The organism is Pseudomonas sp. UBA6323 (assembly GCF_002439135.1).
Lineage (GTDB): Bacteria > Pseudomonadota > Gammaproteobacteria > Pseudomonadales > Pseudomonadaceae > Aquipseudomonas.
In genome coordinates this window covers 24,335-51,301 of the sequence record NZ_DJSX01000007.1, presented here as the reverse complement: position 1 = coordinate 51,301, position 26,967 = coordinate 24,335, and the positions used below count along the sequence as shown (strand labels likewise).

Sequence of the window (26,967 nt, the reverse complement as noted above, 5' to 3'; positions counted from 1 at the left end):
ATGAGCGAGAACCAAACGTACGATTCCTCCAGCATCAAGGTGCTGAAAGGACTGGACGCCGTACGCAAACGTCCCGGGATGTACATCGGTGACACTGACGATGGTAGCGGTCTGCACCACATGGTGTTTGAGGTGGTCGATAACTCGATCGACGAAGCGCTAGCGGGCTACTGCAGCGAAATCACCATCACTATTCACCCGGATGAGTCGATCAGCGTGCGTGACAACGGCCGTGGCATCCCGGTCGACATGCACAAGGAAGAAGGCGTCTCGGCAGCCGAGGTCATCATGACCGTGCTGCACGCCGGCGGTAAGTTCGATGACAACAGCTACAAGGTGTCCGGCGGCCTGCACGGCGTGGGTGTCTCGGTGGTTAACGCCCTCTCCAAGGAGCTGGTGCTGACCATTCGCCGTAGCGGCAAGATCTGGGAACAGACCTACGTTCATGGTGTACCGCAAGCGCCCCTGACCGCTGTCGGCGACACCGACGGCACCGGCACGCAGATCCACTTCAAGCCGTCCGAAGAGACCTTCGCCAATATCCACTTCAGCTGGGACATCCTGGCCAAGCGGCTGCGTGAGCTGTCCTTCCTCAACTCCGGCGTGGGCATCCTGCTGCGTGACGAGCGCACCGGCAAGGAAGAACTGTTCAAGTACGAGGGTGGTCTGAAGGCCTTCGTCGAGTTCCTCAACACCAACAAGACCGTGGTGAATCAGGTGTTCCACTTCAATATCCAGCGCGAGGAAGACGGCGTTGGCGTGGAAGTGGCCCTGCAGTGGAACGACAGCTTCAACGAAAACATCCTCTGCTTCACCAACAACATTCCCCAACGTGACGGTGGTACCCACCTGGCGGGCTTCCGCTCCGCCCTCACCCGCCACCTGAACAACTACATCGAGCAGGAAGGCCTTGCGAAGAAGTTCAAGGTCGCCACCACCGGTGACGATGCCCGTGAAGGCCTGACCGCGATCATCTCGGTGAAGGTGCCGGACCCGAAATTCAGCTCGCAGACCAAGGACAAGCTGGTTTCCAGCGAAGTGAAAACCGCGGTCGAGCAGGAAATGGGCAAGTATTTCGCCGACTTCCTGCTGGAAAACCCGAACGAAGCCAAGGCCGTTGTCGGCAAGATGATCGATGCCGCCCGCGCCCGGGAAGCAGCGCGCAAGGCGCGCGAGATGACCCGCCGCAAGGGTGCTCTGGACATCGCCGGCCTGCCCGGCAAACTGGCCGACTGCCAGGAAAAAGACCCGGCGCTGTCCGAACTCTACATAGTGGAGGGTGACTCCGCGGGCGGTTCTGCCAAGCAGGGCCGTAACCGCAAGACCCAGGCGATCCTGCCGCTCAAGGGCAAGATCCTCAACGTCGAGAAGGCGCGCTTCGACAAGATGCTCTCCTCCCAGGAAGTAGGCACGTTGATCACCGCGCTGGGCTGCGGCATCGGGCGTGAGGAGTACAACATCGACAAGCTGCGTTACCACAACATCATCATCATGACCGATGCTGACGTCGACGGTTCGCACATCCGTACCCTGCTGCTGACCTTCTTCTTCCGTCAGTTGCCGGAGTTGATCGAGCGTGGCTACGTCTACATCGCCCAGCCGCCGCTGTACAAGGTCAAGAAAGGCAAGCAGGAGCAGTACATCAAGGATGACGAGGCCATGGACGAATACATGACCCAGTCAGCCCTGGAAGACGCCAGCCTGCATGTCAACGAGAACGCTCCGGGCCTTTCCGGCGGCGCGCTGGAGAAGCTGGTCGGCGAATACCGCCGTGTGATGAAGACCCTGGATCGCCTGTCGCGCGTATACCCCAAGGAAATTACCGAGCACTTCGTCTACCTGCCAAGCATCGGCCTCGAGCAACTGGCCGACCATGCCGGCATGCAGGCCTGGCTGGAGCGCTTCAGCACGCGCCTGAAGGCGATGGAGAAGTCTGGCCAGACCTACACCGCCAGTCTTCGCGAAGACCGCGAACGCCATGTTTGGCTGCCCGAGGTTGAGGTCAAGGCGCACGGCCTGTCCAGCTACACCACCTTCAACCGCGACTTCTTCGCCAGCAATGATTACAAGACCGTCACTACGCTTGGCGATCAGCTGAACAACCTGCTGGAAGAAGGCGCCTACGTGCAGCGTGGCGAGCGCAAGAAGCCTGTGAGCACCTTCAAGGAAGCGCTGGACTGGCTGATGCACGAAAGCACCAAGCGTCACAGCGTGCAGCGATACAAAGGTCTCGGCGAAATGAATCCGGATCAACTGTGGGAAACCACCATGGACCCGGAAGTGCGCCGCATGCTCAAGGTGACCATCGAGGACGCCATCGCTGCAGACCAGATCTTCAACACTCTGATGGGCGATGCCGTGGAGCCGCGCCGCGACTTCATCGAGTCCAACGCTCTGGCGGTGTCGAATCTGGACTTCTGATGATCAATCGTTCGGTACTTATCGTCGTAGCGGCAGGAGAGGCGCAACCTGCGCGATTCGTGATCGATCTATGTGGCGTGTTTGTGGACGAGTAAAGCTGCCTTCTGATTAGCGTCAGGCTCAGATCATGGTTTTTCGCGAGTGCCGCTATGGCAAAAGGCTTACATGCCGAAGCGCAACGGACCTCTCCCGCCGCGTCCGTGGGCTGGTTAATCTACTCACACCTACCGGGAACTGGATGTCCCGAGTCACGGAAGACAGACCGCGCCAGGAAGGCAAACGACAGGATGTCGGAAGGTCTTAAAAAACCCGCTTCGGCGGGTTTTTTGTTGCCTGCAGAAAAGGCGGGCGACGTTGAACGCTGGTAGCCAGGCATGACTCAGGTCTGCTAGTAATCCGAGCCCCTCCTATCAGTCCGCCGTGGCCAGAACCTGTGTATTACGCCCGGCGTGCTTGGCGCGATAGAGCGCGGTGTCGGCCTTGAGCAGCATGGCGGTGATGTCCTCGGCGACGGAGCTGGTGCTGCCGTAAACACCGGCGCTAAAGCTCAAGGCGATGTGCCTGTCGTCAATCTGTGCCGGGTGCTGGGTCAGGGATTGGCGAAGCTGATCGACCAGCTCCAGCGCGCCGCTGGCGTCGGTGCCGGGCAGGATCAGCAGGAATTCCTCACCACCATAACGGCCGATGCTGTCATTACGCCGCAGCCGTTGCTGCAGATGGTCCGCGCAGTGCCTGAGCACGGCATCGCCGACAAGATGGCCGTGGCTGTCGTTGATCTGCTTGAAGTGATCCAGATCGAGCATGGCGATGGACAGCGGCGTGTGCTGGCGGCGGGCGCGCTCCAGCTCATCGGTGAGTTGTTCGAGTATCGCCAGGCGATTGGGCAATCCGGTAAGCGTGTCGCGCAGGGCGGTCTGGCGCAGCTCCGATTCGATGCGCTCGCGCGACAGCAGCACCAGGCCGAAGGAGAACATGATGATGGTGGCGGCGCCGAGGGCGACCGATACCGTCTGTTTCAGGTTGCTGACGTCGTAGTGCATCTCCGCCGGCGCGCCGCTGAGGATGACCACCACGCGAATACCCAGGCCGAACAGGCTGATGCCTGCACCGATCATCAGGATTCGGTGGGCGCGCCCGCCGAGCACGGCATGGAGGCGGCTCAGGTGCAGAATCACCAGACATTGGCTGAACAGCAGCAGGCAGGCCACCAGTTGTCGGGGTTCCTGGGTATCGATCAGCAGGCTGAGCAGGAAGCCCAGCAGCAGCGGGAAGGCGAAGGCCAGCCGCCAGGGCGGGCGCCTGCCGTGGATCAGCGGCAGGCTGACGGTGTAGAACGCCAGAGCCGTGGACAGCAGCGTGTTGGCCAGTACATAGGTCAGCCACATCGAAGCCAGCCCGAACAGGGTAAAGCCGATATAGGCCAGTGCATGGGATAGCATGCCCAACCCGGTGGTGAGCATGCCGTCGCGATGACGCAGCTGGCCGACCAGGATCAGACAGCTGCCCATGATCACTGCGACCAGTGCGACGGCTCCGAACAGTGTCTGGGTGTGGGCGATCATGTCAGCCTTCTTGTTTTCTGGTCTGAATTGACTCTAGTGCAATCCACAATCCCCGTGCTGGCCTAGGCTCAGGCCCACCAGTAACGCACCATATGGAAGAACACCGGGGCGGCGAAGCACACCGAGTCGAGACGGTCGAGCATACCGCCGTGGCCCTCGATCATATGGCCCCAGTCCTTCACGCCGCGGTCGCGCTTGATCGCCGACATCACCAGGCCGCCGGCGAAGCCGAGCAGGCACACCAGCAGGGCGAACAGCGCGGCCTGCCAGAAGGCGAAGGGGGTGATCCAGCACAGGGTGGCGCCGATCAGCGTTGCCAGGGCCACGCCGCCGATAAAGCCTTCCACGGTTTTCGACGGTGACAGGTTGGGCGCGATCTTATGCTTGCCGAACAGCTTGCCGCATACGTACTGCAGCACGTCGGAGAGCTGCACAACGATGATCAGCCAGGCGATCAGCAGCAGGTTGCGCCCCTCGTAGCCGGGGATGTCCAGGGTCAGCAGCGCCGGTACCGAGGAGATGCAGTACACGGCGATCATCAAGCCCCATTGCACCTTGGCCGCGCGTTCGAGGTAGCGCGTGGTATCACCGCCCAGCGAGGCGAGGATCGGCAGCAGGAGGAACAGGTAGACCGGGATGAAGATGGCGAACAGGCCGTACCAATCCAGGGCGATCAGCAGGTACTGCATCGGCAGGGCGAAATAGAAGGCCGCCACCAGCGCCGGATAGTCGCTGCGCCGGGTCGGTGTCAGCGTCATGAATTCGCGCAGGGCGTAGAAGGACACGAAGTAGAACAGCACGACTACGCCGATGTTGCCGAACAGGAAGGCGATGCCGATTACCAGCACCATCACCCACCAGGCGTTGATCCGCGCGTTGAGGTTGTCGATCACCGGGTTGGGGCGATCGCCACTGCGCCGCTTGAGAACGAAGCCGACCAGACTGGCCAGCAGGAGCAGGGCACCGATACCGGCGAACAGCAGCAGGGTATTGCGATCCATCTCAGGCCTCCTCGGGTGCCAGTGCCAGCAGGGCGTTACGTGCGCGTTCCAGGAAGGCGTCCTTGCCCTCCCCCTCGATGCGTTCCAGCGCGGCGCCGAAGCTCAGGGTGCACAGCAGCGGCAGCGGCAGCGCGCGGCCCTTGGGCATCACCCGATTCAGGTTGGCGATCCACACCGGTACCAGCTCCACGTCGGGGCGTGCCTGGGCCAGGTGATAGAGACCACTCTTGAACGGCAGCAGCGGTTCGTCGCCGAGGTTGCGCGTGCCCTCGGGGAAGATGATCAGCGAGTCGCCGCCATCCAGCGCATCGAGCATCGCCTGCAGTGGGTTGGCGCCTTCCTTGCGCTCGCGGTCGACCAGCACGCCGTTGAATACGTTATTGATCAGGAAGCTGCGCACGCCCGGCTTCTGCCAGTAGTCGGCGCCGGCCACCGGCCGGGTACGTTTGCGCAGTTCCGGCGGCAGCGACGCCCAGAGCAGGACGAAATCGCCATGGCTGCTGTGGTTGGCGTAGTACAGGCGTTGCGTCGCCTGCGCGGTGCTGCCAAGCCACAGGGCTCGGGCACCGGTCAGCAGGCGAGCTGCCGAGGTGATGGCGAAAGCGGTCAATGCAGCGAGCATGGCGACTCCTTAAGCGAAAACGATGAAGATTCCGAGCACAACGATTGCGACCTGCAGCAGCAGACACAGCGCCTGTTTGCGCAGCAGGCCGAGCGCACCCTGAGCGCGCAGGCTCCAGTCGCGGCCAGGCTGCTGCGCATTCTGCAGGCCCAGATTCTGTAGCGCCTGATCCAGGGCGTGAGTCTGGCTGTCGAGCTGTTCGCCGGATTCGGCCAGGCGCTGAAACAGTTCGGCATCCAGCGCTACGCGCAGCGCCCAGTATTTCTCGGCCAGGCCGGCAATCAGCAGCGCTGCGCAGATGAGCGCCAACATCAGACTTGGCGGGGAGCCGAGCCAAGGCGCCAGGCCGAAAGCCACGGCGACCAGACTCAGCGCGCTGGAAAAGTGATCGAGGCTGCGCCCACGGCGCAAAAAGGCCGCAACCAATAGCAGATCAGCCTGCATGGGCGACCTCCAGTTCAGCGCCCACGTCGAGCATGGCCTGCAGCGCAGCCAGATGCTGTGGCCCGAGCACGACCTGTGGCCGCGCCTGGCGGATCAGCTCTACGGCGGACTCGACGCTCTGGCAGCGGCCGCTATGTAGCAGCCAGGCGGCCACGGCTGTGGCACTGCGCGAATAACCCAGGGCGCAGCACACCAACAGCGGGCCGCTCTGGCGCAGGCGTTCGATGGCCTCGGCGGCGCGCTGGCAGGTCAGCGCATCGGGCGCCACCAGGTCCAGCGAGGGCAGGCTGCAGTAGGCGCTCGGTGTGTGCAGCAGCGGCAGTTCGGCGCACAGATCGACCACGGCGGCGTAGCCATCGAGATCACCCGGGCCCGGCAGGCGGCCGAGGTCGATGCCCTCCACGACCTGGCTCGGCGCTGGCTGGCGGTATGTCCATAGCCTTGAATTGATCCAGGCACCGAGCAGATAGGGTGCGAGCAACACCGTCGCGGCCGGGCTGAGGCGCCCGTCGGCCTGCTTCTGGAAGCCGCCAGCGCCGAACAGCAGGTAGTTGAGCGCGACCATGACCAGGGCAACGAACGGCCAGAACAGCCACAGCCAGGCGCCGCCCAGCTTGACTGCCAGCACGGCGCATAGCGTTGCGCCAAGCCCATAGCGCAGCGCCAGGCGCCAACGCCGGGGATCGCTGGCCAGGCGCATCTGCTTCAGCGGCGTATCGCCCTGCAGCGGCAGCAGCCACAGGCAGAAGAAGCCCGCCAGCGCCCCGGTGGGCAGGTCGATGAAGTGATGCTGCCAGGTGGTCAGCACGGAGATGCCGATCAGCGCCATCCACCCGTGCAGCAGGCCACGCCAGAACAGCCCGCGGGTGTGATTGGCGAACATCGCCCAGATGATCACCAGCAGGGTGATATGCAGCGAAGGCGCCTGGTTGAAGGGTTTGTCGAAGCCCATCAGTACGTCGAACATCAGGCCGAAGGTGCCGTCCAGCGGCGGCCGCTCGAAGGTGAAGCGCAGCGGCCAGAGCAGGAAGCAGGCCACGCAGATGACCTGCGCGGCGAGCAGGCGCAGGGCGTGGCGATCCATTTCGCGGCGGCAGGCTGGCAGCAGGAAGGACAGGCCGTAGAGCAGGTCGATCGACCAGTACGGCACGATGGTCCGAAGCGGGCAATGTCGCCCAGGCCCTTCTGCTCGATCAGCGCGTTGCCGTCACGCACGTTGATGTCGCTATAGTCGCGCAGCAGGATCGAATCGGGGCGCTGCTGCTGGCCCTCCAGCGATTCGAGGATGTAGCGGCCGTGGCCGGCGGCGATATCGACGATGCGCACCGCCCTGCCCGTCTCGCGCAGCCGGGCCATGGCCAGGCGCAACAACTCTTCGGCGTGCAGCTTGCGTTGGCGGATGCCACGCCAGCCGATGGAATCCAGGTAGTTCGCATCGATCAGCCGGCCCAGTGCGCCCTTGCCGGTCGGTTGGTTGCGGTAGACATAATCGAGCGTACTGCCGGAATCGAAGCCGGTGTCGAAGCCCAGTTTCACCCCGGCCGACAGCGTGCTGCCCAGGCGCATGCCGGCACGGGTGGCGCGCCAGTAGAGGTCGCGCAGCGAGTTTCTCGGCAGTGGCGCGGCCAGTTCCTCGGCTTCGGCGCAGGTGGCGCCCAGGCGATCAGCATCGAGCAGCGAGGGGCGCGTCACCGGCTCCTCGAAGTTGCGCAGGATGAAACGCCGCGCGCGGCTCAGGGCATGGGCGCGGTCGCGCTCGCCAAGAGTGTCGTGGAAGAAGCCGGGCAGCAGGTGCTTTTCCTTGCGCAGGCTGCCGAGGCGCTCGAAGAAGTCTTCCTGCGGTTTGCGATGGACGACGAAGTCGGCGCCGGAGATCAGCAGCTGGGTCGGAACCTGAATCGCCTGAGCGTCGGCGACGACGCGCTCGGCCGCCTCGTACAGGCCGAGCAGCATGGTCACCGAGATTGGCCGGGCGATCAGCGCGTCGTTTTCGAAAGAGGCGATGCGCTCGGGATCGTGGCTGAGGAACCTCGCCTTCACGTAGCTGTTGACGAAGAAATTGCCGCGCCAGGCATGCAGCAGTTTCAGGCCGGGTCGGGCGAAGGGCACGTAGAGCTTGACCTTGAAGGCCGGCGAGGCGAGCACCAGGCAGCGCACCTTGGGCGCGTAGTCATGGGCCCAGGTGGAGACGATCACCGCGCCGACGCTCTGCGCCACCACCGCCAGGTCCTCTTCGGCGATGCCGTGTTGCGCGCCGATATGCTCGATAAAGGTCTGCACGTCGCGCACGCTGGTGGCGAAGCTCGGGCTGTCGCCGCGCGCGCCAGGCGAGAGGCCATGGCCACGGGCATCCCAGGCGAAGAAGTCGCAGTGCGGCAGCTCCAGCTCGTCCACCAGATGGGCCATGCGCCCGCCATGCTCATGGCCGCGATGGAACAGCACCACCGCCTGGCGAGAGCCGTCTGCGGGCACCGTCGCCGGCCAGTGGCGATAGCTCAGCTCGACGCCGTCGTGGGTGGCAAAGGTATGCAGTTGGACGGGGCGCATGGAATCTCCTTATTCCTTGAATGGGTCAGGCCGTTTCGGCCAGCCCGAGGCGAACGCGGTTGTAGAGGGTATAGAGCAGCAGGGCGAGGATCAGCGCCAGCGCCAGGTTGATCCACAAGACAGGCAGCAGGCCCGTGGCGACGCCTGCACCGATCACACCGAAGCAGAAGGCGCGGTCGCTCTTGCCCATCGGCCCGTCATAGCGGCGGGAGGCGCCGACCATGGGCCCGAGCACGCCGGCGTATTCGCTGATCACGGCCATCACCACCACCAGGACCACCAGCAGCGGCGAGACGCCAGGCAGCAGGGCGAAGGGCAGATACAGGGCGCTGTCGGCAATCACGTCGCAGAGCTCGTTGAGGTAGGCGCCGAGCTTCGACTGCTGGCCGAACTCGCGCGCGAGCATGCCGTCGACGGCATTGAGCGCCATGCGCAGCAGCATCCACACAGGAATCAGTGCGAACAGCCAGATGATATGGCTAAAGGCGGCGAGCAGGGCGCCGAGCAGCACCGAGACGAGCGCGGCGGCCAGGGTCACCTGGTTGGCGGTGACGCCGCGCGCATACAAACGCTCGACACCGGGGCGCAGCAGGTTCTGGAAGGCGGGTTTGAGCTGGTAGATCGACGGCATGGCAGTGAATTCCCTTTACTGATCCAATCATCGGCCATCGTCGCGAGCGAGACTGTGCGCGCGTCGAGGCTTATATCAATGCGTGCCGGGGGCTGATGCGTTCTGGCATACGTACCTCGGCGGAGGTGAGCCCCGTTGGGTTCTCGACAGAAGCGCCACGCGACAACTTATACCCTGTTGAGGATTTTTCCTAGCACGGCTATTTCGCCTTAAAAATCAGCTAGATAAAATCAGTGATGGCGCTTTGATTGTATTTGATGCACAGCTTATCCACAGATCAGGCCATTTCGCCCAGGCGGCTCAGCTGAGGCTCTTCACCGCGCAGTTCGGTCTGCTGCTGGCAGACCCACTGGAAGGCGCGCTCGTTGAGTTCGGCAATGGCACGAGGCCCCTCGCCTTCGGCATACATCGGTGCGCCGATGATCACTTCGATGGTGCCCGAGCGCTTGCCCCAGCCGGCCTTGGGCCAGAATTCGCCGGCGTTGTGCGCGATGGGCAGCACTGGCAGGCCGGCATTCACCGCCAGTGCCGTGCCGCCACGGGAGAACTTGCCGATCTGCCCCGGTGGAATGCGCGTGCCTTCGGGAAACACCAGCACCCAGGCGCCCTGCTTGAGGCGCTCATCGCCCTGCTTGGCCAGTTGCTTGAGCGCAGCCTTGGGGTTGCTGCGGTCAATGGCGATGGGCTTGAGCAGCGCCATGCCCCAGCCAAAGAACGGCACGCGTAGCAACTCGCGCTTGACCACCTGGCTGAGTGGTTCGAAATAGGCGGAGAGGAAGAAGGTCTCCCAGGTGCTCTGGTGGTTGGCGAGGATCACGCAGGGGCGCTGCGGGATATTCTCCAACCCGCGCACTTCATAGCGGATGCCGACGATCACCCTGGCCAGCCACACCGCGCAGCTGCACCAGGCCTGGACGACGAAGCGGTAGCGTTGGCGGAACGGCAGCAAGGGGGCGACCACCAGGCTGATCAGGCACCAGAAGAACGAGCTGGACGACAGCAGCAGGTAGAAAAGCGTGACTCTTAAAGCCTGCAGGATCGCCATGAAGCTTCGCACCTTATGAGAGCAGTCGATCGGCGACAGCCGCCAGATCGTCGAATACCAGGGTTCCTGGCGGCAACGGCTTGGCCAGGGTACGTTCGCCCTTGCCGGTTTTTACCAGCACAGGCTGACAATCGACGGCCAGTGCAGCCTGCAGGTCACCGCTGCTGTCGCCGACGAACCAGATTCCTTTCAGATCCGTGGCGTAGTGCGCAGCGATCTGTTCGAGCATGCCAGCCTTTGGCTTGCGGCACTCGCAGCCGTCATCCGGCCCGTGCGGGCAGTGGACGATCAGGCCGATTTCGCCGCCCTGCTCGGCCACCAGCTGGCGCAGGCGCGCGTGCATCGACTCCAGGGTCGCCAGGTCGTAATAGCCACGTGCGATGCCGGACTGGTTGGTGGCCACGGCCACCGTCCAGCCTGCTTGCGACAGGCGTGCAATGGCGGCGATCGACGACGGGATCGGAATCCACTCGTCGAGCGCCTTGATATAGGCGTCGGAGTCTTCGTTGATGACACCGTCGCGGTCGAGGATGAGTAACTTCATAGCGGCAAGCTCCAAGCCGCAAGCTACAAGTCAACAGCGGCCTGCTTGCCGCTTGAAGCTTGTAGCTTGCCGCTGCTGTGCGTCAGCCCAGCACCGAGATATCCGCAACGCCGAGGAACAGCCCGCGCAGACGGGCCAGCAGGGCGTAACGGTTGGCGCGCACACGCGCGTCTTCGGCATTGACCAGCACCGCCTCGAAGAAGGCGTCCACCGGCTCGCGCAGGCTGGCCAGCTTGGCCAGCGCCTCGTCGTACTGACGGACGGCGGCCAGCGGTTGTACCGCATGGTCGGCCTGCTGGATGGCGGCGTGCAGGGCGAACTCGCTGGGGTTGTCGAAGTAGTGCGCCTCGACCTGGGCGGCGACGCCACCTTCGGCCTTGCTCAGCAGGTTCGACACGCGCTTGTTGGCGGCGGCCAGGGCAGCGGCCTGCGGCAGCTTGCGAAAGGCCTGTACGGCCTGCACGCGCTGGTCGAAGTCCAGCGGCGAGGTCGGATTGACCGCACGCACGGCCTGGTACACGGCGACTTCAATGCCTTCGTCCTCGTAGCGCGCACGCAGGCGATCGAAGATGAACTCCAGCACCTGGGCGGCCAGGCCGTCGGTCTTGATCTTGCCGGCGTACTGGGCGACGGCGAAGTCGACTGCAGCGGCCAGGTTCAGGTCCAGGCCCTTCTCGATCAGGATGCGCAGCACGCCGAGGGCGGCGCGGCGCAGGGCGTAGGGGTCCTTCGAGCCGGTCGGCAGCATGCCGATGCCGAAGATGCCGACCAGGGTGTCGAGCTTGTCGGCCACGGCCACTGCGGCACCGGTCAGGGTGCTCGGCAGCTCAGCGCCGGCACCGCGCGGCATGTACTGCTCGTTCAGGGCCAGGGCGACATCTTGCGGCTCACCGTCGTTGAGCGCGTAGTAGTAACCGGCGATGCCCTGCATCTCGGGGAATTCGCCGACCATCTCGGTGGCCAGGTCGCATTTGGACAGCAGGCCGGCACGGGCGGCGCGCTGGGCGTCGCCACCGACTTCGCGGGCGATGAAGCCGGCCAGGGCAGAGACGCGCTGGGCCTTGTCGAATACCGAACCGAGCTGGGCCTGAAACACCACGTTGGCCAGGCGCTGGTTGAAGCCTTCGAGCTTCTGCTTCTTGTCCTGCTTGAAGAAGAACTCGGCGTCGGTAAGGCGCGGACGCACGACCTTCTCGTTGCCGGAGACGATCTGCGCCGGGTCCTTGGACTCGACGTTGGCCACTGTGATGAAGCGCGGCAGCAGCTTGCCGTTCGCATCGAGCAGGCAGAAGTACTTCTGGTTGTCCTGCATGGTGCTGATCAGCGCCTCCTGCGGCACTTCGAGGAAACGTTCCTCGAACGAGCAGACCAGCGGCACCGGCCATTCGACCAGGGCGGTGACTTCATCCAGCAGCGCTGGCGGCACGATAGCCGTGCCCTGCTCGGCGGCGGCCAGTTCGTCGACGCGGCGGCTGATGATCTCGCGGCGCTCGGCGAAGTCGGCCAGCACATAGGCGCTGCGCAGGTCTTCGGCGTAGTTCGCCGGGCTGCTGATGCGCACTTCGCGGTTGGCATGGAAGCGATGGCCACGGGACACGCGATCGGCCTTCTGCGCGAGGATTTCGCAGTCGACCACAGCGTCGCCGAACAGCATCACCAGCCACTGGGTCGGGCGCACGAACTCGTCGCGCCGGGCGGCCCAGCGCATGCGCTTGGGAATCGGCAGGTCGTTCAGCGAGTCCTGCACGATGGTCGGCAGCAGCTTCACCGCTGGCTGGCCGGGGATGTGCTGGGCGAAGCGCAGTTTCGGGCCGCTGCGGTCAATCTCGGCGATATCCACCCCGCACTTGCGGGCGAAGCCCAAGGCGGCCTGGGTCGGGTTGCCGTCGGCATCGAAGGCGGCCTGCAGGGGCGGGCCGTCGAGGTTCATGCTGCGGTCGGCCTGTTGTTCTTCGAGTTGCTCGATCAGCACTGCCAGGCGGCGCGGCGCGGCGTATACGCGGCTGGCGGTGTAGCCCAGGCCGGCGGTCTTGAGACCTTTCTCGATGCCTTTGAGGAAGGCCTCACCGAGGCTTTTCAGGGCTTTGGGTGGCAGCTCTTCGGTGCCCAGTTCGACCAGGAAATCTTGTGCACTCATGCTTGCGCCTCCAGCTTGGCCAGTACTTCTTCACGCAGTTCGGGGGTGGCCATGGGGAAGCCGAGCTTGGCGCGTGCCTGCAGGTAGCTCTGCGCTACGGCGCGCGCCAGGGTGCGTACGCGCAGGATGTACTGCTGGCGCGCGGTCACCGAGATGGCGCGGCGGGCGTCGAGCAGGTTGAAGGTGTGCGAGGCCTTGAGCACCATCTCGTAGGTCGGCAGCGGCAGCTCCAACTCGATCAGGCGGTTGGCTTCGCTCTCGTAGAAGTCGAACAGTTCGAACAGCTTCTCGACGTTGGCGTGTTCGAAGTTGTAGGTGGACTGCTCCACCTCGTTCTGATGGAACACGTCGCCGTAGGTCACGGTGCCGAACGGGCCGTCGGTCCAGATCAGGTCGTAGACCGAATCAACGCCCTGCAGGTACATGGCCAGGCGCTCCAGGCCGTAGGTGATCTCGCCGGTCACCGGGTAGCACTCGATGCCACCAACCTGCTGGAAGTAGGTGAACTGGGTGACTTCCATGCCGTTGAGCCAGATTTCCCAGCCCAGGCCCCAGGCGCCGAGGGTCGGCGATTCCCAGTTGTCCTCGACGAAGCGGATGTCGTGCACTTCCGGGTCGAGGCCGATGGCCTTGAGCGAACCCAGGTACAGCTCCTGGAAGTTCTCCGGGTTGGGCTTGAGGACCACCTGGAACTGGTAATAGTGCTGCAGGCGGTTGGGGTTTTCGCCATAGCGGCCATCGGTCGGGCGACGCGAAGGCTGCACGTAGGCGGCGTTCCAGGTCTCCGGGCCGATGGCGCGCAGGAAGGTGGCGGTGTGGAAGGTGCCGGCGCCCACTTCCATGTCGTAGGGTTGCAGCACCACGCAGCCCTGCTCGGCCCAGTAGTTCTGCAGGGCCAGGATCAGGTCCTGGAAGGTGCGCACGGCAGGCTTGTTCTGGCTCACGAAAAAATCACCTGTGGAGGCTTGCGAGGGAAAGCCGGGGAGTATATCGAAACTCGGCGCAGGTCGCAGGGTACGGCTAGCGCGCGCGTGGCTGAGGCAGGAGCGAATTCATTCGCGATGGATAGCACCGCACCGTCCAGATTCGCGAATGAGTTCGCGCCTGCAAGGGCAGGCGGCATTCGTCATGGCTGTATTTATATACAGCCGTGGTTATAGTCACCGCTTCATCCTGACCGAGGCTTGCTGCCATGCCCCGCTGCTTCTGGTGTACCGACGATCCGCTGTACCAGGCCTACCACGACGAGGAATGGGGCGTGCCGCAACGCGATGCCCGCCAACTGTTCGAGATGCTGCTGCTCGAAGGCGCGCAGGCCGGTCTGTCGTGGATCACCGTACTGAAGAAGCGCGAGCGCTATCGGCAGGTATTGCACGGCTTCGATCCCGAGCGTCTGGCCCGTCTCACTGATGAAGAGATCGAGGTGCTGATGCAGGACCCCGGCATCATCCGCAATCGCCTCAAGCTCAAGGCCGTGCGGCAGAACGCCCAGGCCTGGCTGAAGTTGGAAGACCCGGTCACCTGGCTCTGGTCGTTCGTCGGTGGCGCGCCGAAGATCAACCATTTCAGCGACCGCAGCCAGATGCTGGCGGTGACGCCCGAAGCCGAGGCGATGAGCAAGGCATTGCGCAAGGCCGGCTTCAACTTCGTCGGGCCGACCATCTGCTATGCCTTCATGCAGGCCACGGGTATGGTGATGGACCACACCACCGACTGCGACCGCTACGCGCAACTGAAGGGCTCATGATCACCATCACCACCCTCGACGAACTGCAGGCCGTATACGGCGACAGCCACGAGCGCTCGCGGCGCAAGGAGCTGCCGCGACTGATCGAACCCTACCGCGCGCTGATCCAGGCCTCGCCCTTCGTGGTGCTGGCCAGCGCCGGGCCGGATGGCCTGGATTGTTCGCCGCGTGGCGATGCGCCGGGCTTCGTGCACATACTCGACGACCAGACCCTGCTGCTGCCGGATCGCCCCGGCAACAACCGCATCGACAGCCTACGCAACATCGTCCTGAACCCGCAGGTGGCGCTGTTGTTCCTGATTCCGGGCGTCGGCGAGAGTCTGCGGGTCAATGGTCGCGCCGAGATTTCCCTCGATTCCGAGCTGCTCGAATTGGGCCGTGCCCAGGGCAAGCTGCCGCGTAGCGTGCTGCGCATCCATATAGAGACGTGCTACTTCCAGTGCTCCAAGGCGGCGGCGCGCTCGGGGCTGTGGGATGCCTCGCGCCAGGTGGAGCGCGCCAGCCTGCCGAGTGCTGGCGATATTTTCCGCCACATCTACGACGAGTTCGATGTCGAAGCCTACGAGCGTGACCTGCAGCAGCGGCTTCGGACGAGCCTTTACTGACTGCGCGGTCGCCCAACGCTACAATTGGCGCTTTTGTGAGCGGTTGGAGTCTGTTGTGGAAAAACTCAAGGGCGCCCTGGTGGTGGGTTTTCTGCGCCTGTTCGCACTGCTGCCCTGGCGTGTCGTGCAGGCCGTGGGCAATGCCATTGGCTGGCTGATGTGGAAATTACCGAACGGCTCACGCGACGTAGTGCGCATCAACCTGAGCAAGTGCTTCCCTAAGCTGAATGAGTCAGAGTTGGACGAGCTGGTTGGGCAGAGCCTCAAGGACATCGGCAAGACCCTGACCGAAAGCGCCTGCGCCTGGATCTGGCCGGCACAGAAATCCCTCGCTCTGGTCCGCGAAGTGGAAGGCCTGGAGGTGCTGCAACAGGCGCTGGCCTCCGGCAAGGGCGTGGTCGGCATCACCAGCCATCTGGGCAACTGGGAAGTGCTCAACCACTTCTACTGCAACCAGTGCAAACCGATCATTTTCTACCGCCCGCCCAAGCTCAAGGCCGTTGATGAACTGCTGCAGCAGCAGCGCGTGCAGATGGGCAACCGCGTCGCGCCGTCGACCAAGGAAGGCATCCTCAGCGTCATCAAGGAAGTGCGCAAGGGCGGCGCCATGGGCATTCCGGCCGACCCTGAGCCGAGCCGTTCGTCGGGCATTTTCGTGCCGTTCCTTGGCACCACTGCGCTGACCAGCAAGTTCGTGCCCGGCATGCTGGCTGGCGGCAAGGCGGTCGGCGTGTTCCTGCATGCGCTGCGCCTGCCTGACGGCAGTGGCTACAAGGTGATCCTCGAGGCGGCGCCGGAAGGCATGTACAGCGAGAATGTCGAAGAAGGTGTGGCGGCCATGAGTGATGTGGTGGCGCGCTACGTGCGCACCTACCCGAGCCAGTACATGTGGAGCATGAAACGCTTCAAGAATCGTCCGGACGGCGAGGACAGATGGTACTGACGTGCCGTCACCGAGCATGATGAAGGAAGGCGCCTCGATGGCGCCTTTTTTCCGCCACGCGCTGGGCGCCTGCGCGCTAATGCGCTATTAAAGGCGAAATCGCTTGTCCAACCATGGAGCTGTCATGCCGAACCAGCGTCAGCAGGTGCGTACCCCGATGAAGTGCCGGATCAAGATCAGCCACCCCAGCTTCGGTGAGCTGCTGGCACAGACCCGTGACCTGTCCGATAGCGGCGTCTATGTGAAACACCCGGACATGGCCGCCCTGGCGGTCGGCACCGAGGTCACCGGTCAGGTGCAGGATCTGCCATTTCCCGCCCCAGTTCTGAAGATGGAAGTGATGCGCGTGGACGCCGAAGGGGCCGGCCTGCGCTTTCTCGGCGAGGCGTGAGCGACGGCAACTCTATTCTCTGTCTGCTTGACCGACATGAGATGAATCCAGGCGCGTCAGCAGAGAACGCCTTGGGTCGGGTTGCCGTTCGTCAGTCATCAACAGAAAAAATGAACTGGTGTTCGCTTCGGTAGTCCGTCACCGGGACGGGCAGGAAGCATCGTCTCCGATGCAAGGCCTTGATGGGGGTAAGGTTTCCGCTTGAAGGCCAGTTACCAAGGTCACTGGGTTTGAATAAGTTTTTCATGTCATTTTGCCTGGGAGGCGCTCTTTTACTGGGAATCTGTACCCAAGCCTCCGCCACCTTTCGCGTCTACACCGTTCCCGCCACTTCGCAAGCGGCCAAGCCCAAACCAGCCGGGGAAGTGATCGACCGCGCCCTCGGCGCGCTGGGCACTCCCTATCGCTGGGGCGGTACCAGCCTGAGCCACGGCTTCGACTGCAGCGGTCTGGTGCAGTACGCCTTCAAGACCCAGGATGACCTCGAACTGCCGCGCACCTCACGCGCCTTGTCGCGTGTGGATGCGCCCACGGTGAAACGCAGCGACCTGCAGCCGGGCGATCTGCTGTTCTTCCGTATCCGCAGCCGCTCGGTGGATCACGTCGCCATCTACATCGGTGAGGGTCGCTTCGTCCACGCGCCACGCCGCGGCACCAAGGTGCGTATCGACCGCCTCAACAATGCCTACTGGCAGCGTCATTTCCAGTCGGCCAAGCGCGTGGTGCCGACCGCCTGATCAGGCCCTGAAGGTTTCCAGGCGCTGTTTCTGCTGGCCGTCTGCGGCGAAGTTGTTGGCTGCCAGCCAGCGCTCGAAGGCCTCTCGGCGCGCGGGCCATTCGCCGTCGATGATGGCGAACCAGGCGGTGTCGCGGTTTCTGCCCTTGCGCACCATGTGCTGGCGAAAGAGCCCTTCATGGACGAAGCCGAAGCGCTCGGCGGCGCGCCTGGAACGCGTGTTGGCGTTGTCGCACTTCCACTCCAGGCGGCGATAGCCGAGATCGTCGAAGGCGTGGCGAGCCAGCAGGTAAACCGCCTCGGTAGCGCCTGGCGTGCGCTGCATCGACGCGCCGAAGACCACGTGGCCGATCTCGATGCTACCGTCCTGCGGGGTGATGCGCAGGTAGCTGAACAGCCCCAGGGCGCGACCCGAGCCCTGCTCCAGCACCGTGTAGAACAGCGGATCGCGACTGCCGGCATTTGCGGTGAGCCAGGCATCGAAAGCGCTGCGTTCGTTGAACGGGCCGTAAGGCAGATAGTCCCACAGTGCCGGGTCCGGTCCCTGCAGAGCGGCCCACAGGTCATCGCCGTGGCGTGTGGCGTCGAGGGCCTCCAGGCGTACGAAACGGCCCTGAAGCGTGCGCTGATCCGGCGTCGGGCGAGGTTGCCAGTGGCTGAGGTCCTGTGTCATCAAAACAGCTTCCTGTACTGGATGAAGCCGGTGCGGTCGGCGATGCGGTCGTAGAGCTGGCGTGCGCGGTAGTTGGTTTCCTGAGTCAGCCAGTGTACGCGGCTGGCGCCGGCTGACCGAGCCTGCGCGTAGACATGCTCGATCAGCGCCCGACCGATGCCGCTGCCGCGGATGTTCTCGGCCACGTACAGGTCCTGCAGGTAGCAGTAGTCGCCCTCGGTCCAGCAACTGCGATGGTAGATGAAGTGCACCAGGCCGACGGCTGCGCCATCGACCCAGGCAAGCGCGGCATGCATGGGTTCGGTCGGGTCGAGGAAACGCTGCCAGGTCAGTGCGCTGGTCGCGCTGGCAATTTCGGCCTGGTAGAAGCGCTGGTAGCCGTGCCACAGCGGCAGCCAGGCGGCGTGGTCGTCGGCGGTGATCGGGCGGATTTCGAGCATGGCGGTGTTCCTGTCAGTCGAGGGTGGACATACGGGCGGCGAGTTCGTGGCTGCGTGCGTCGCGCAAGGCGCTCAGCCCTGCGCGTACGCCAGCCTGATCGGCAGCCGAACGGTTCTGGCTGAGCTTCCATTTGCCCTCCAGTCGGCGAATCGGCAGAGCGAAGCCAACGATGGCGCGCAGCATGGCGTCGAGGTACTCGCGGGGGGCATCGCTTGTCGCCCAGGGCTGCGCCTGCTGGCGTTCATGGCGATCGCTCAGACGGCTGACCAGTTGCAGCAGACGTTCGGGGTCTTCGAACACCTCGGCCTGGCCCCAGGCGTGCACGGCGATATAGTTCCAGGTTGGCACCACCTTGCCGTGCTCGGCTTTGGCCGGATACCAGCCCGGGTGGATGTAGGCGTCCGGGCCGCTGAACACCAACAGCGCCTCGGCGCCGCTGGCGAGGTCGCGCCAGTGCGGGTTGGCACGGGCGAAGTGGCCGTACAGCGTGCCGAACTCACCTTCGCCCGGCTCCAGCAACACTGGCAGGTGGCTGGCTTGCAGACCCTGTTCGCCAGCGCTGGTCAGTACGGCCAGGCCACTGGAATCGATCTGTGCATGCAGGGTGGCCAGGTCGTCCTGGCGGAAGGCGGCGGGGCGGTACATGGTGCGTCTCCTGGCGTGATGGGCTCATGCTAGGCAGGATATTGGTTCCCTGTAAGATCCATTTTCAGGCAGTTTCATGGAGCCAATCATGCCCGCTACGCCACCTCTGCCAGTCGACCTTTCCGGCATTCGCCTCGACCCTGCCGCCGGCCTGGCGCGCCAGCTCTACCAGTCGCTGCGCGAGCGTATTCTCGATGGTCGCCTGCCAGGCAATACGCGTCTGCCGGCCAGCCGCGATCTGGCGAGTCTGCTGTCTATCTCGCGCAATACGGTGACCCGCGCCTTCGACCAGCTCTACGCGGAGGGCTATATCGAAGGTCGGGTGGGCGATGGCACTTATGTGGCGGACCTGGCCCTGGCGCGGCCGGCAATGCCAGCACCTCATTGCGCTCCGGCTGCGAGCGCTGCGCTGCAGCGCCAGGCTTTGCCCATGCCGGTGGCGGGTGCGCCGCGAGCCTTTCGCATCGGCGTGCCGGCTTTCGACCTGTTTCCCTTCGAGACCTGGGCACGCTTGCAGGCGCGCTTCTGGCGCCGTCCGTCGCCGGCCCGGCTGGGTTATGGTGACCCGGCCGGCGACCGCACATTGCGCGAACTGGTCGCCGCTTACCTGCGTAACGGCCGGGGGCTGGCCTGTGATCCGCGGCAGATCGTCATCACTTGCGGCGCGCAGCAGGCCATCAGCCTCTGCGCGCAGTTGCTGGTGCGGCCCGGTGAGCGGGTGGCGGTGGAGAACCCCGGCTATCGCGCCGCTGCCCATGCCTTTGCCGCCGCCGGGGCCGATTTGCGTGGCGTACCGCTCGATGGCGAGGGCCTGGATACCAGAGCGCTGTCTGCCATCGAGGGCTGTCGCCTGGCCTACGTGACGCCGTCGCACCAGTACCCGACCGGCGTGACTCTGTCGCTGGCGCGACGCCTGGAGCTGCTGGAATGGGCCGAGCGCCAGGCCGGCTGGATCGTCGAGGACGACTACGATGGCGAGTATCGCTACAGCGGCACGCCGTTGGCGCCTTTGGCCGCGCTGGATCGACAGGGTCGTGTGCTGTACGTCGGCACCTTCTGCAAGATCGCCTTTCCGGCGTTGCGCCTGGGCTACCTGGTGCTGCCGCCCGCTCTGGCGGAAGCCTTCGCCCAGCGCCAGGCGGTGGAGATGCGCCATTCGGAGATCGGCAATCAGGCGGTGATGGCTGAGTTCATCGCTGCCGGGCATTTTCAGCGTCATGTACGACGCATGCGCCAGGCGGCGCGGCAGCGTCGCGATGCCCTGGTAGAGGCTTGGCCACAGGCGATACCAGGCTGCGCGCCATTGCCGTGCGTGGAAGCCGGGCTGCACCTGAGCGTGCGGGTCGACAGCCTGGCCCGCGAGCGCGAACTGGTCAGCGCCGCGCGGGCTGCCGGGGTGGAGATGAACGCGCTCAGTGATTACTGGCTGGAGCACAGCACCGAACCGGGCGATGCACGCGCCGGCCTGGTGCTGGGCTTCGCAGCGGTGCCCGAAGCGCAGATCGTCGAAGCGGTGCAGGTCCTGCGGCGGGCCTGGCGTCTGCTCAATGAGCGATAGGGCCGGTTGCTGTGACCTTCATCTGTATGACAATGCACGCCCTTATTTCCCCTCCGCGAGCCGCGCATGACTGACAGATACACCGATCAGGGTTTTCACCTTCTGCATTGGGCGGAGCAAATCGAGGCGTTGTGTCCACAATGCAGCCAGCCTGGACTGATCATCGGTAATCCGCATTGGCGGAACTGGAGCGCGGCGTTTCATTGCCCAAGCTGCACGCACGCGATGATGACCGCCGATGATTCCTGGCGTGGCCCCGTGTTGGGGAGCGGGCGCAGGCCGTGCGGTGCCTGCGGGCAGCAATGGGTGACCTTCTGCAGCATTTTCCACGAGGCCAGCCAGGCGCCGAGCGTCGGCCGAACCAACTGCCAACACTGCGCTGCCGAGAACGAGGTCACACTGACCTTCAGCCGTGCCGAGCCGGTGGACCATGCCATCGATCCCTTCTTCGGCCTGGAGCTGGCGCTCAAGGAAGAGACCCGGCATGGCACGATCTGGGCCTATAACGCCGAGCATCTGTACGAGCAGGAGCAGTTCATCGCTGCCCGGCTGCGTGAGAACAGCACCAGCAAGTGGTCCTACTTCGCCCGGTTGCCGAGCTGGGTGAAGTCGGCAAAAAACCGCGAAATGGTGCTCAAAGCCATCGCCCGGCTGCAAAGACGCTCGATCACGAAACCGGCAGCTTCGTCGGAAAACCTATCCCGGAAGTCAACAACAGGCTAGAATGCGCGCCGCTCGCGGCCATGTCGGCTGCGGCAGTGGGTTCCCTCACCCCACTCTATGAAAAAGGACATAGACATGACCCTGATTCCCGCGTCGGTCAGTCGGCCCGTGCTGGCCGGCCTGATCGCCTTCCACATTCTCATCATCATCGCCAGCAACTACCTGGTGCAGCTGCCGATCACCCTGTTCGGCTGGCATACCACCTGGGGCGCGTTCAGCTTTCCGTTCATTTTTCTGGCCACCGACCTTACCGTGCGCCTGATCGGCAAACAGGCTGCGCGCGTGGTGATCGCCCGTGTCATGCTGCCGGCGCTGGTGGCTTCGTACGTGGTGTCGGTGCTGTTCCATCAGGGCGTGTTCGGCGGTCTGGCAACGCTGGGCGAATTCAATCTGTTCGTCTTTCGCATCGCTGTGGCTAGTTTCCTCGCCTATGCCTTCGGCCAGTTGCTGGATATCCAGGTGTTCGACCGCCTGCGCAAGATGCGTCAGTGGTGGGTCGCGCCGACGGCCTCGACCATCTTTGGCAACCTGCTCGATACCTTCCTGTTCTTCTCGGTGGCCTTCTGGCACAGCGACGATCCGTTCATGGCCGCCAACTGGGTGGAGATCGCCACGGTGGACTACGTAATCAAACTGGCGATCAGCCTGATCCTCTTCGTGCCGCTGTACGGCATGCTGCTCAGCGCGATTGTCCGCGCCCTGCCGCAGCGTACTGCCACCGCCTGAGTCGGCCGCAAAAAGCTCGCCGCTGAAGCGCCTCCCACGGGGTCGCACTGAACTTGTGGGAGGGGCTTTAGCCGCGATTGCTCCCCTGCTTGTCCAGCTTGCGCAGAAACACCGACATTTCCTTCTCGGCCTGCTTGTCGCCCTTGGCCTGGGCTGCAGCGACCCCCTGCTGCCAGGCCTGGCGTGCACTTTCGGCGTCGCCCTTGGCCTGCAGCGCCTTGCCCAGCAGCTTCCAGGCGGCGGAATAGCTCGGGTCGAACTCGACGCAGCGTTGCAGGTGTTCGGCGGCCTGCGCCGCGTCGCCGCCATCGAGATGGGCCTTGCCCAGGCCGAAGCGCAGCAGGGCGTTGTCCATGCCCTTGGCCAGCATCTTTTCCAGTGCTTCGGTACTCATGAGGTCTCCTTCGTCGCCACGCTCGTGTCGATTGTAGGAGCGAGCTCTGCTCGCGAATCTCAGACGCGCGAAAAGCTTCGCGAGCAGAGCTCGCTCCTACGAGATTTGTCTTCTCCGGCTTAGAAGAACGTCAGGCCGGCCTGGAACAGGCGTTCGACGTCGCGGATGTGCTTCTTGTCGACGAGGAACAGGATCACGTGGTCGCCAGACTCGATCACCGTGTTGTCGTGGGCGATCAGCACCTGCTCGTCGCGGATGATGGCGCCGATGGTGGTGCTCGGCGGCAGGGCGATGCCTTCGATGGCGCGACCGATGACCTTGCTCGACTTGGCATCGCCATGGGCGATCACTTCCAGCGCTTCCGCCGCGCCACGGCGCAGGCTGTGCACGCTTTCGATATCGCCGCGGCGCACGTGGGTCAGCAGGGTGCCGATGGTGGCCAGCTGCGGGCTGATGGCGATGTCGATCTCGCCACCCTGGACCAAATCGACATAGGCCGGATTGTTGATGATGGTCATCACCTTGCGCGCGCCCAGGCGTTTGGCCAGCAGCGACGACATGATGTTAGCCTCGTCGTCGTTGGTCAGGGCGAGGAAGATGTCGGCATCGTTGATGTTCTCTTCCACCAGCAGGTCGCGATCCGAGGCACTGCCCTGCAGCACGATGGTGCTGTCGAGGTTCTCCGACAGGTAGCGGCAGCGCGCCGGGTTCATCTCGATGATCTTCACCTGGTAGCGGCTTTCGATGGCCTCGGCCAGGCGTTCGCCGATGTTGCCGCCGCCAGCGATCACCACGCGTTTGTAGCTGTCCTCGAGGCGACGCATCTCGCTCATCACCGCACGAATATGCGCCTTGGCGGCGATGAAGAACACCTCGTCATCGGCCTCGATGACGGTATCGCCCTTGGGCATGATCGGCCGGTTGCGGCGGAAGATGGCCGCCACGCGGGTGTCGACGTTGGGCATGTGCTGGCGCAGCTGGCGCAGTTGCTGGCCCACCAGCGGGCCGCCGTAGTAGGCCTTGACCGCCACCAGCTGGGCCTTGCCCTCGGCGAAGTCGATTACCTGCAGGGCGCCGGGGTACTCGATCAGGCGCTTGATGTAATTGGTCACCACCTGCTCGGGGCTTATCAGCACGTCGACCGGGATCGCTTCGTTGTCGAACAGCGCCTCGCGGGTCAGGTAGGCCGCTTCGCGCACGCGGGCGATCTTGGTCGGCGTGTGGAACAGGGTATAAGCCACCTGACAGGCGATCATGTTGACTTCATCGCTGTTGGTCACTGCCACCAGCATGTCGGCATCATCGGCGCCGGCCTGGCGCAGCACGGTGGGGAAGGAACCCTTGCCCTGCACGGTGCGAATGTCCAGGCGGTCGCCAAGGTCGCGCAGGCGATCACCGTCGGTGTCGACCACGGTGATGTCGTTGGCCTCGCTGGCCAGGTGTTCCGCCAGGGTGCCGCCCACCTGGCCGGCGCCGAGAATGATGATTTTCACTGATCGCTCCGTTAGCTGTGGCTGGTCACAGCGGTCTTTATCAGCTTGGCATAGTAGAAGCCGTCATGGCCGTCCAGCTGCGGCAGCAACTGGCGACCGTGGGCGGTCTGCAGGCCGAAATCGCCCTCGATGGCGACTTCCCGCGCTTCGGGCGTGCGCGCCAGGAACGCGGCGATGGTGTCGCTGTTTTCCGTCGGCAGTACTGAGCAGGTGGCATAAAGCAGGATGCCGCCGGGCGCGAGGGTCGGCCACAGGGCATCGAGCAGTTCGCCTTGAAGTTGCGCCAGGGCGGGAATGTCTTCGGGCTTGCGCGTTAGCTTGATGTCCGGGTGGCGGCGAATCACGCCGGTGGCCGAACAGGGCGCATCGAGCAGAATGCGCTGGAACGGCTGGCCGTCCCACCAGGCCGCGGTGTCGCGGCCATCGGCGGCGATCAGCGTGGCTTCCAGCTGCAAGCGCTCGAGGTTCTCGCGCACGCGTGCCAGGCGCTTGGCTTCCAGATCGACGGCGACCACTTCGCTGAGGCCCGGCTCGACTTCCAGCAGGTGGCAGGTCTTGCCACCCGGTGCCGCGCAGGCATCCAGCACGCGCTGGTCCGGCGCCAGTTCGAGCAGGTCGGCGGCGAGTTGCGCGGCCTCGTCCTGCACGCTGACGCGGCCGCCCCTGAAACCGGGCAGTGTGGTCACGTCGCAGGGCTGCAGCAGACGCACACCGTCACGGCTGAAGGTGCATGGCTCGGCGGCGATGCCGGCTTCGTGCAGCTCATTGAGGTAGGCGTCGCGACTGCCGTGACGGCGATTGACCCGCAGGATCAACGGCGGATGCGCATTGTTGGCGGCGCAGATGGCCTGCCAGTGCTCGGGCCAGTGCGCCTTGAGCGCCTTCTGTAGCCAGCGTGGATGCGCGGTGTGCAGTACCGGGTCGCGATCAAGTTCAGCGTACAGCGCCTCGTGCTCGCGCTGGGCGCGGCGCAGTATGGCATTGAGCAGACCCTTGGCCCAGGGCTTTTTCAGCGCGCCGGCGCAGCCCACCGTCTCGCCGATGGCGGCGTGCTCGGGAATGCGGCTGTGCAGCAACTGGTAGAGGCCGATTAGCAGGAGCGCTTCCACGTCCTTGTCGGCGGCCTTGAAGGGTTTCTCCAGCAGCTTCTCGGCCAGCAATTGCAGGCGCGGCTGCCAGCGCGCGGCGCCGAATGCCAGGTCCTGCGCCAGGGCGCGGTCGTGGTGCTCGACCTTATCCAGCTGCGGCGGCAGGCTGCTGCCCAGCGAAGCCTTGCCCGAGAGCACGGCCGTCAGGGCGCGCGCGGCCGCCAGGCGAGGGTTCATTGGCCGAGCACCAGGCCGGGCGCGAACTGCTCGCGGCGGCTGTTATAAAGGTCGGCGAAGGCCAGCGGCTTGCCGCCGGGCAACTGCAGGCGAGTCAGACGCAGCGCACCTTCGCCACAGGCGACGGTCAGGCCGTGCTTGTCGGCGGCGAGAATGCTGCCCGGTGTGCCACTGCCTTCGCCGATCTCGGCTGCATGCACTTTCAGCGCCTCGCCAGCCAGCGTGCTGTGGCAGATCGGCCAGGGATGGAAGGCGCGGATCAGGCGTTCCAGCTCCACGGCCGGGCGGCTGAAGTCCAGGCGCGCCTCGTCCTTGTTCAGCTTGTGTGCATAGTTGGCCAGAGCGTCGTCCTGCACCTCACCGACGAGCGTGCCGGCAGCCAGGCCGTCGATGGCCTGCAGCACTGCCTGTGGGCCAAGCTGGGCGAGGCGGTCGTGCAGGCTGCCGCCGGTGTCGCTAGCGCTGATCGGCGTGCTCACCTTGAGCAGCATGGGGCCGGTGTCGAGGCCGGCTTCCATCTGCATCACGGTGACGCCACTCTCGGCATCGCCGGCCTGTACAGCGCGCTGAATCGGCGCGGCACCGCGCCAGCGCGGTAGCAAGGAGGCGTGGCTGTTGATGCAGCCCAGGCGCGGAGTGTCGAGCACCACTTGCGGCAGGATCAGGCCATAGGCGACCACCACCATCAGGTCCGGCTGCAGTGCGGCCAATTCGGCCTGCGCCTCTTCATTGCGCAAGCTGGCCGGCTGAAAGACCGGGATGCCGTGCTCGACGGCGAGTTGCTTGACCGGGCTCGGCATCAGCTTCTGGCCGCGACCGGCCGGGCGATCCGGCTGGGTGTAGACGGCCACGATCTCGTGCTGGCTGGCCAGCAGGGCCTTGAGGTGTTCGGCGGCGAATTCCGGGGTGCCGGCAAAGACGATACGCATAGGGCAGTCACCAAAGAAAAAGGCTTGCCGTGGCAAGCCTTTCGGGTAGTCGGAGGTCAGGCGCGCTGGCGATGCTGTTTTTCCAGCTTCTTCTTGATCCGGTCGCGCTTGAGGTTGGACAGGTAATCGACGAACAGCTTGCCGTTGAGGTGATCGCACTCGTGCTGAATGCACACGGCGAGCAAGCCTTCGGCGATCAGCTCATAAGGCTGGCCATCGCGGTCCAGAGCCTTGATCTTCACCTTCTGCGGACGGTCGACGTTCTCGTAGAAGCCGGGCACCGACAGGCAGCCTTCCTGATACTGGTCCATCTCGTCGGTCAGCGACTCGAACTCGGGATTGATGAAAACGCGCGGCTCGGACTTGTCCTCGGACAGGTCCATGACCACCACGCGCTTGTGCACGTTGACCTGCGTCGCGGCCAGGCCGATACCGGGTGCGTCATACATGGTCTCGAACATGTCGTCGACCAGTTGACGGATGGAGTCGTCCACGACGTCCACCGGTTTGGCGATGGTACGCAGGCGTGGATCAGGAAATTCGAGGATATTCAGGATCGCCATATGCGTTTGTGATGCACTTGTGGAATAAAGTCAAAATCCGCTGCTAAGATGATGAACAGCATTGAAAAACGGCTTCACGCCGCGTATTCAGCGGGTTTGGACGCGGCGCTAGGGCGCTTCA

Annotated in this window: 26 protein-coding genes and 2 pseudogenes; 9 read left to right on the top strand and 19 right to left on the bottom strand. The window is 64.3% G+C overall.

Annotation, left to right across the window (positions count from 1 at the left end; genetic code table 11):
* Complete coding sequence (gene gyrB, locus B3P22_RS01690; protein WP_197858703.1) at positions 1 to 2,421, top strand: DNA topoisomerase (ATP-hydrolyzing) subunit B; 2,421 nt, start codon at positions 1 to 3, stop codon at positions 2,419 to 2,421.
* Between the two features lie 410 nt (positions 2,422 to 2,831).
* Here gyrB and B3P22_RS01685 read toward each other — a convergent pair whose 3' ends face one another.
* From B3P22_RS01685 to glyQ, 11 genes and pseudogenes are all read right to left on the bottom strand, one after another.
* Complete coding sequence (locus B3P22_RS01685; protein ID WP_296269624.1) at positions 2,832 to 3,983, bottom strand: GGDEF domain-containing protein; 1,152 nt, start codon at positions 3,981 to 3,983, stop codon at positions 2,832 to 2,834.
* A 68-nt stretch (positions 3,984 to 4,051) separates the two neighbouring features.
* On the bottom strand, positions 4,052 to 4,984 hold the full coding sequence (locus B3P22_RS01680) for a phosphatidate cytidylyltransferase (RefSeq protein ID WP_296269623.1): 933 nt from the start codon (positions 4,982 to 4,984) through the stop codon (positions 4,052 to 4,054).
* Position 4,985: 1 nt separating this feature from the next.
* Positions 4,986 to 5,606 (bottom strand): lysophospholipid acyltransferase family protein, encoded by a 621-nt coding sequence (locus tag B3P22_RS01675; RefSeq protein WP_197858736.1) that lies wholly within the window; start codon positions 5,604 to 5,606, stop codon positions 4,986 to 4,988.
* Positions 5,607 to 5,615: 9 nt separating this feature from the next.
* Positions 5,616 to 6,050, bottom strand: coding sequence for a hypothetical protein (locus B3P22_RS01670; RefSeq protein WP_296269622.1), 435 nt, complete (start codon positions 6,048 to 6,050; stop codon positions 5,616 to 5,618).
* Positions 6,040 to 7,206 (bottom strand): annotated as a pseudogene (locus B3P22_RS01665) (phosphatase PAP2/dual specificity phosphatase family protein); the annotation flags it as partial. The gene B3P22_RS01670 and the pseudogene B3P22_RS01665, both read right to left, overlap by 11 nt.
* 2 nt (positions 7,207 to 7,208) lie before the next feature.
* A pseudogene (locus B3P22_RS01660) lies at positions 7,209 to 8,597 on the bottom strand (bifunctional alpha/beta hydrolase/class I SAM-dependent methyltransferase); the annotation flags it as partial.
* 25 nt (positions 8,598 to 8,622) lie between these two features.
* Positions 8,623 to 9,228, bottom strand: a complete 606-nt coding sequence (locus tag B3P22_RS01655; RefSeq protein WP_296269621.1) for a CDP-alcohol phosphatidyltransferase family protein — start codon at positions 9,226 to 9,228, stop codon at positions 8,623 to 8,625.
* A 277-nt stretch (positions 9,229 to 9,505) separates the two neighbouring features.
* Positions 9,506 to 10,273, bottom strand: coding sequence for a lysophospholipid acyltransferase family protein (locus B3P22_RS01650; protein WP_197858741.1), 768 nt, complete (start codon positions 10,271 to 10,273; stop codon positions 9,506 to 9,508).
* Positions 10,274 to 10,286: 13 nt separating this feature from the next.
* Positions 10,287 to 10,817, bottom strand: a complete 531-nt coding sequence (gene gmhB / locus B3P22_RS01645; RefSeq protein ID WP_197858742.1) for a D-glycero-beta-D-manno-heptose 1,7-bisphosphate 7-phosphatase — start codon at positions 10,815 to 10,817, stop codon at positions 10,287 to 10,289.
* Between the two features lie 82 nt (positions 10,818 to 10,899).
* Positions 10,900 to 12,954: a glycine--tRNA ligase subunit beta gene (glyS, locus tag B3P22_RS01640; protein WP_275546467.1), complete on the bottom strand. Its 2,055-nt coding sequence runs from the start codon at positions 12,952 to 12,954 to the stop codon at positions 10,900 to 10,902.
* Entirely contained in the window at positions 12,951 to 13,898 is a 948-nt protein-coding gene (gene glyQ / locus B3P22_RS01635; RefSeq protein WP_197858744.1) for a glycine--tRNA ligase subunit alpha, read from the bottom strand. The genes glyS and glyQ overlap by 4 nt, the downstream gene beginning before the upstream one ends.
* Before the next feature lie 248 nt (positions 13,899 to 14,146).
* Here glyQ and B3P22_RS01630 point away from each other — a divergent pair, with 248 nt between their 5' ends.
* From B3P22_RS01630 to B3P22_RS01610, 5 genes are all read left to right on the top strand, one after another.
* Entirely contained in the window at positions 14,147 to 14,701 is a 555-nt protein-coding gene (locus tag B3P22_RS01630) for a DNA-3-methyladenine glycosylase I (protein ID WP_197858745.1), read from the top strand.
* The gene (locus B3P22_RS01625; RefSeq protein ID WP_275546468.1) at positions 14,698 to 15,306 is read left to right on the top strand and encodes a pyridoxamine 5'-phosphate oxidase family protein; all 609 of its coding nucleotides are present in this window, start codon (positions 14,698 to 14,700) and stop codon (positions 15,304 to 15,306) included. Before B3P22_RS01630 ends, B3P22_RS01625 begins: the two co-directional genes overlap by 4 nt.
* Before the next feature lie 55 nt (positions 15,307 to 15,361).
* Positions 15,362 to 16,249, top strand: coding sequence for a lysophospholipid acyltransferase (locus B3P22_RS01620; RefSeq protein WP_296269620.1), 888 nt, complete (start codon positions 15,362 to 15,364; stop codon positions 16,247 to 16,249).
* Between the two features lie 124 nt (positions 16,250 to 16,373).
* Entirely contained in the window at positions 16,374 to 16,640 is a 267-nt protein-coding gene (locus tag B3P22_RS01615; protein ID WP_275546471.1) for a PilZ domain-containing protein, read from the top strand.
* A gap of 365 nt (positions 16,641 to 17,005) precedes the next feature.
* The gene (locus B3P22_RS01610) at positions 17,006 to 17,377 is read left to right on the top strand and encodes a C40 family peptidase (RefSeq protein ID WP_197858749.1); all 372 of its coding nucleotides are present in this window, start codon (positions 17,006 to 17,008) and stop codon (positions 17,375 to 17,377) included.
* On the opposite strand, the gene B3P22_RS01605 is transcribed toward B3P22_RS01610, so the two are convergent.
* From B3P22_RS01605 to B3P22_RS01595, 3 genes are read right to left on the bottom strand one after another with little or no spacing between them, the layout of a single operon-like run.
* Complete coding sequence (locus B3P22_RS01605; RefSeq protein ID WP_296269619.1) at positions 17,378 to 18,049, bottom strand: GNAT family N-acetyltransferase; 672 nt, start codon at positions 18,047 to 18,049, stop codon at positions 17,378 to 17,380. It abuts the gene before it with no gap.
* Positions 18,049 to 18,489 carry a GNAT family N-acetyltransferase gene (locus tag B3P22_RS01600; RefSeq protein ID WP_296269618.1) on the bottom strand — a complete coding sequence of 147 codons (441 nt, stop codon included), beginning with the start codon at positions 18,487 to 18,489 and terminating at the stop codon, positions 18,049 to 18,051. The genes B3P22_RS01605 and B3P22_RS01600 overlap by 1 nt, the downstream gene beginning before the upstream one ends.
* A gap of 13 nt (positions 18,490 to 18,502) precedes the next feature.
* Positions 18,503 to 19,135 (bottom strand): FMN-binding negative transcriptional regulator, encoded by a 633-nt coding sequence (locus B3P22_RS01595; RefSeq protein ID WP_296269617.1) that lies wholly within the window; start codon positions 19,133 to 19,135, stop codon positions 18,503 to 18,505.
* An 88-nt stretch (positions 19,136 to 19,223) separates the two neighbouring features.
* Between B3P22_RS01595 and B3P22_RS01590 the strand changes: the two genes are divergently transcribed.
* The 3 genes from B3P22_RS01590 to B3P22_RS01580 all read left to right on the top strand — a co-directional run bounded on the left by B3P22_RS01590 (position 19,224) and on the right by B3P22_RS01580 (position 22,142).
* Positions 19,224 to 20,693 (top strand): PLP-dependent aminotransferase family protein, encoded by a 1,470-nt coding sequence (locus B3P22_RS01590; RefSeq protein WP_296269616.1) that lies wholly within the window; start codon positions 19,224 to 19,226, stop codon positions 20,691 to 20,693.
* A 66-nt stretch (positions 20,694 to 20,759) separates the two neighbouring features.
* Positions 20,760 to 21,416 carry a hypothetical protein gene (locus B3P22_RS01585; RefSeq protein WP_275546476.1) on the top strand — a complete coding sequence of 219 codons (657 nt, stop codon included), beginning with the start codon at positions 20,760 to 20,762 and terminating at the stop codon, positions 21,414 to 21,416.
* Between the two features lie 75 nt (positions 21,417 to 21,491).
* On the top strand, positions 21,492 to 22,142 hold the full coding sequence (locus tag B3P22_RS01580; RefSeq protein WP_275546477.1) for a 7-cyano-7-deazaguanine/7-aminomethyl-7-deazaguanine transporter: 651 nt from the start codon (positions 21,492 to 21,494) through the stop codon (positions 22,140 to 22,142).
* Between the two features lie 67 nt (positions 22,143 to 22,209).
* Here B3P22_RS01580 and B3P22_RS01575 read toward each other — a convergent pair whose 3' ends face one another.
* The 5 genes from B3P22_RS01575 to def form a co-directional block, all read right to left on the bottom strand.
* On the bottom strand, positions 22,210 to 22,536 hold the full coding sequence (locus B3P22_RS01575) for a tetratricopeptide repeat protein (RefSeq protein WP_275546478.1): 327 nt from the start codon (positions 22,534 to 22,536) through the stop codon (positions 22,210 to 22,212).
* Positions 22,537 to 22,655: 119 nt separating this feature from the next.
* Complete coding sequence (gene trkA / locus B3P22_RS01570) at positions 22,656 to 24,029, bottom strand: Trk system potassium transporter TrkA (protein WP_275546479.1); 1,374 nt, start codon at positions 24,027 to 24,029, stop codon at positions 22,656 to 22,658.
* 11 nt (positions 24,030 to 24,040) lie between these two features.
* Positions 24,041 to 25,354: a 16S rRNA (cytosine(967)-C(5))-methyltransferase RsmB gene (gene rsmB, locus B3P22_RS01565; protein WP_296269615.1), complete on the bottom strand. Its 1,314-nt coding sequence runs from the start codon at positions 25,352 to 25,354 to the stop codon at positions 24,041 to 24,043.
* Positions 25,351 to 26,283 carry a methionyl-tRNA formyltransferase gene (fmt, locus tag B3P22_RS01560; RefSeq protein WP_275546481.1) on the bottom strand — a complete coding sequence of 311 codons (933 nt, stop codon included), beginning with the start codon at positions 26,281 to 26,283 and terminating at the stop codon, positions 25,351 to 25,353. Before fmt ends, rsmB begins: the two co-directional genes overlap by 4 nt.
* Positions 26,284 to 26,339: 56 nt before the next feature.
* Entirely contained in the window at positions 26,340 to 26,846 is a 507-nt protein-coding gene (gene def, locus B3P22_RS01555; RefSeq protein WP_013713230.1) for a peptide deformylase, read from the bottom strand.
* Positions 26,847 to 26,967 lie beyond the last annotated feature (121 nt).

What these genes read in the sequence shown, in the direction of transcription:
- B3P22_RS01580 (WP_275546477.1), top strand. Translation starts at nt 21,492, where the DNA reads ATGACCCTGATTCCCGCGTCGGTCAGTCGGCCCGTGCTGGCCGGCCTG.
- B3P22_RS01615 (WP_275546471.1), top strand. Translation starts at nt 16,374, where the DNA reads ATGCCGAACCAGCGTCAGCAGGTGCGTACCCCGATGAAGTGCCGGATC.
- B3P22_RS01625 (WP_275546468.1), top strand. Translation starts at nt 14,698, where the DNA reads ATGATCACCATCACCACCCTCGACGAACTGCAGGCCGTATACGGCGAC.
- B3P22_RS01575 (WP_275546478.1), bottom strand. Translation starts at nt 22,536, where the DNA reads ATGAGTACCGAAGCACTGGAAAAGATGCTGGCCAAGGGCATGGACAAC.
- B3P22_RS01685 (WP_296269624.1), bottom strand. Translation starts at nt 3,983, where the DNA reads ATGATCGCCCACACCCAGACACTGTTCGGAGCCGTCGCACTGGTCGCA.
- B3P22_RS01605 (WP_296269619.1), bottom strand. Translation starts at nt 18,049, where the DNA reads ATGACACAGGACCTCAGCCACTGGCAACCTCGCCCGACGCCGGATCAG.
- B3P22_RS01600 (WP_296269618.1), bottom strand. Translation starts at nt 18,489, where the DNA reads ATGCTCGAAATCCGCCCGATCACCGCCGACGACCACGCCGCCTGGCTG.
- fmt (WP_275546481.1), bottom strand. Translation starts at nt 26,283, where the DNA reads ATGCGTATCGTCTTTGCCGGCACCCCGGAATTCGCCGCCGAACACCTC.
- B3P22_RS01680 (WP_296269623.1), bottom strand. Translation starts at nt 4,984, where the DNA reads ATGGATCGCAATACCCTGCTGCTGTTCGCCGGTATCGGTGCCCTGCTC.
- B3P22_RS01650 (WP_197858741.1), bottom strand. Translation starts at nt 10,273, where the DNA reads ATGGCGATCCTGCAGGCTTTAAGAGTCACGCTTTTCTACCTGCTGCTG.
- B3P22_RS01670 (WP_296269622.1), bottom strand. Translation starts at nt 6,050, where the DNA reads ATGCAGGCTGATCTGCTATTGGTTGCGGCCTTTTTGCGCCGTGGGCGC.
- rsmB (WP_296269615.1), bottom strand. Translation starts at nt 25,354, where the DNA reads ATGAACCCTCGCCTGGCGGCCGCGCGCGCCCTGACGGCCGTGCTCTCG.
- B3P22_RS01585 (WP_275546476.1), top strand. Translation starts at nt 20,760, where the DNA reads ATGACTGACAGATACACCGATCAGGGTTTTCACCTTCTGCATTGGGCG.
- B3P22_RS01655 (WP_296269621.1), bottom strand. Translation starts at nt 9,228, where the DNA reads ATGCCGTCGATCTACCAGCTCAAACCCGCCTTCCAGAACCTGCTGCGC.
- B3P22_RS01590 (WP_296269616.1), top strand. Translation starts at nt 19,224, where the DNA reads ATGCCCGCTACGCCACCTCTGCCAGTCGACCTTTCCGGCATTCGCCTC.
- B3P22_RS01675 (WP_197858736.1), bottom strand. Translation starts at nt 5,606, where the DNA reads ATGCTCGCTGCATTGACCGCTTTCGCCATCACCTCGGCAGCTCGCCTG.
- B3P22_RS01630 (WP_197858745.1), top strand. Translation starts at nt 14,147, where the DNA reads ATGCCCCGCTGCTTCTGGTGTACCGACGATCCGCTGTACCAGGCCTAC.
- def (WP_013713230.1), bottom strand. Translation starts at nt 26,846, where the DNA reads ATGGCGATCCTGAATATCCTCGAATTTCCTGATCCACGCCTGCGTACC.
- B3P22_RS01595 (WP_296269617.1), bottom strand. Translation starts at nt 19,135, where the DNA reads ATGTACCGCCCCGCCGCCTTCCGCCAGGACGACCTGGCCACCCTGCAT.
- gmhB (WP_197858742.1), bottom strand. Translation starts at nt 10,817, where the DNA reads ATGAAGTTACTCATCCTCGACCGCGACGGTGTCATCAACGAAGACTCC.
- gyrB (WP_197858703.1), top strand. Translation starts at nt 1, where the DNA reads ATGAGCGAGAACCAAACGTACGATTCCTCCAGCATCAAGGTGCTGAAA.
- glyS (WP_275546467.1), bottom strand. Translation starts at nt 12,954, where the DNA reads ATGAGTGCACAAGATTTCCTGGTCGAACTGGGCACCGAAGAGCTGCCA.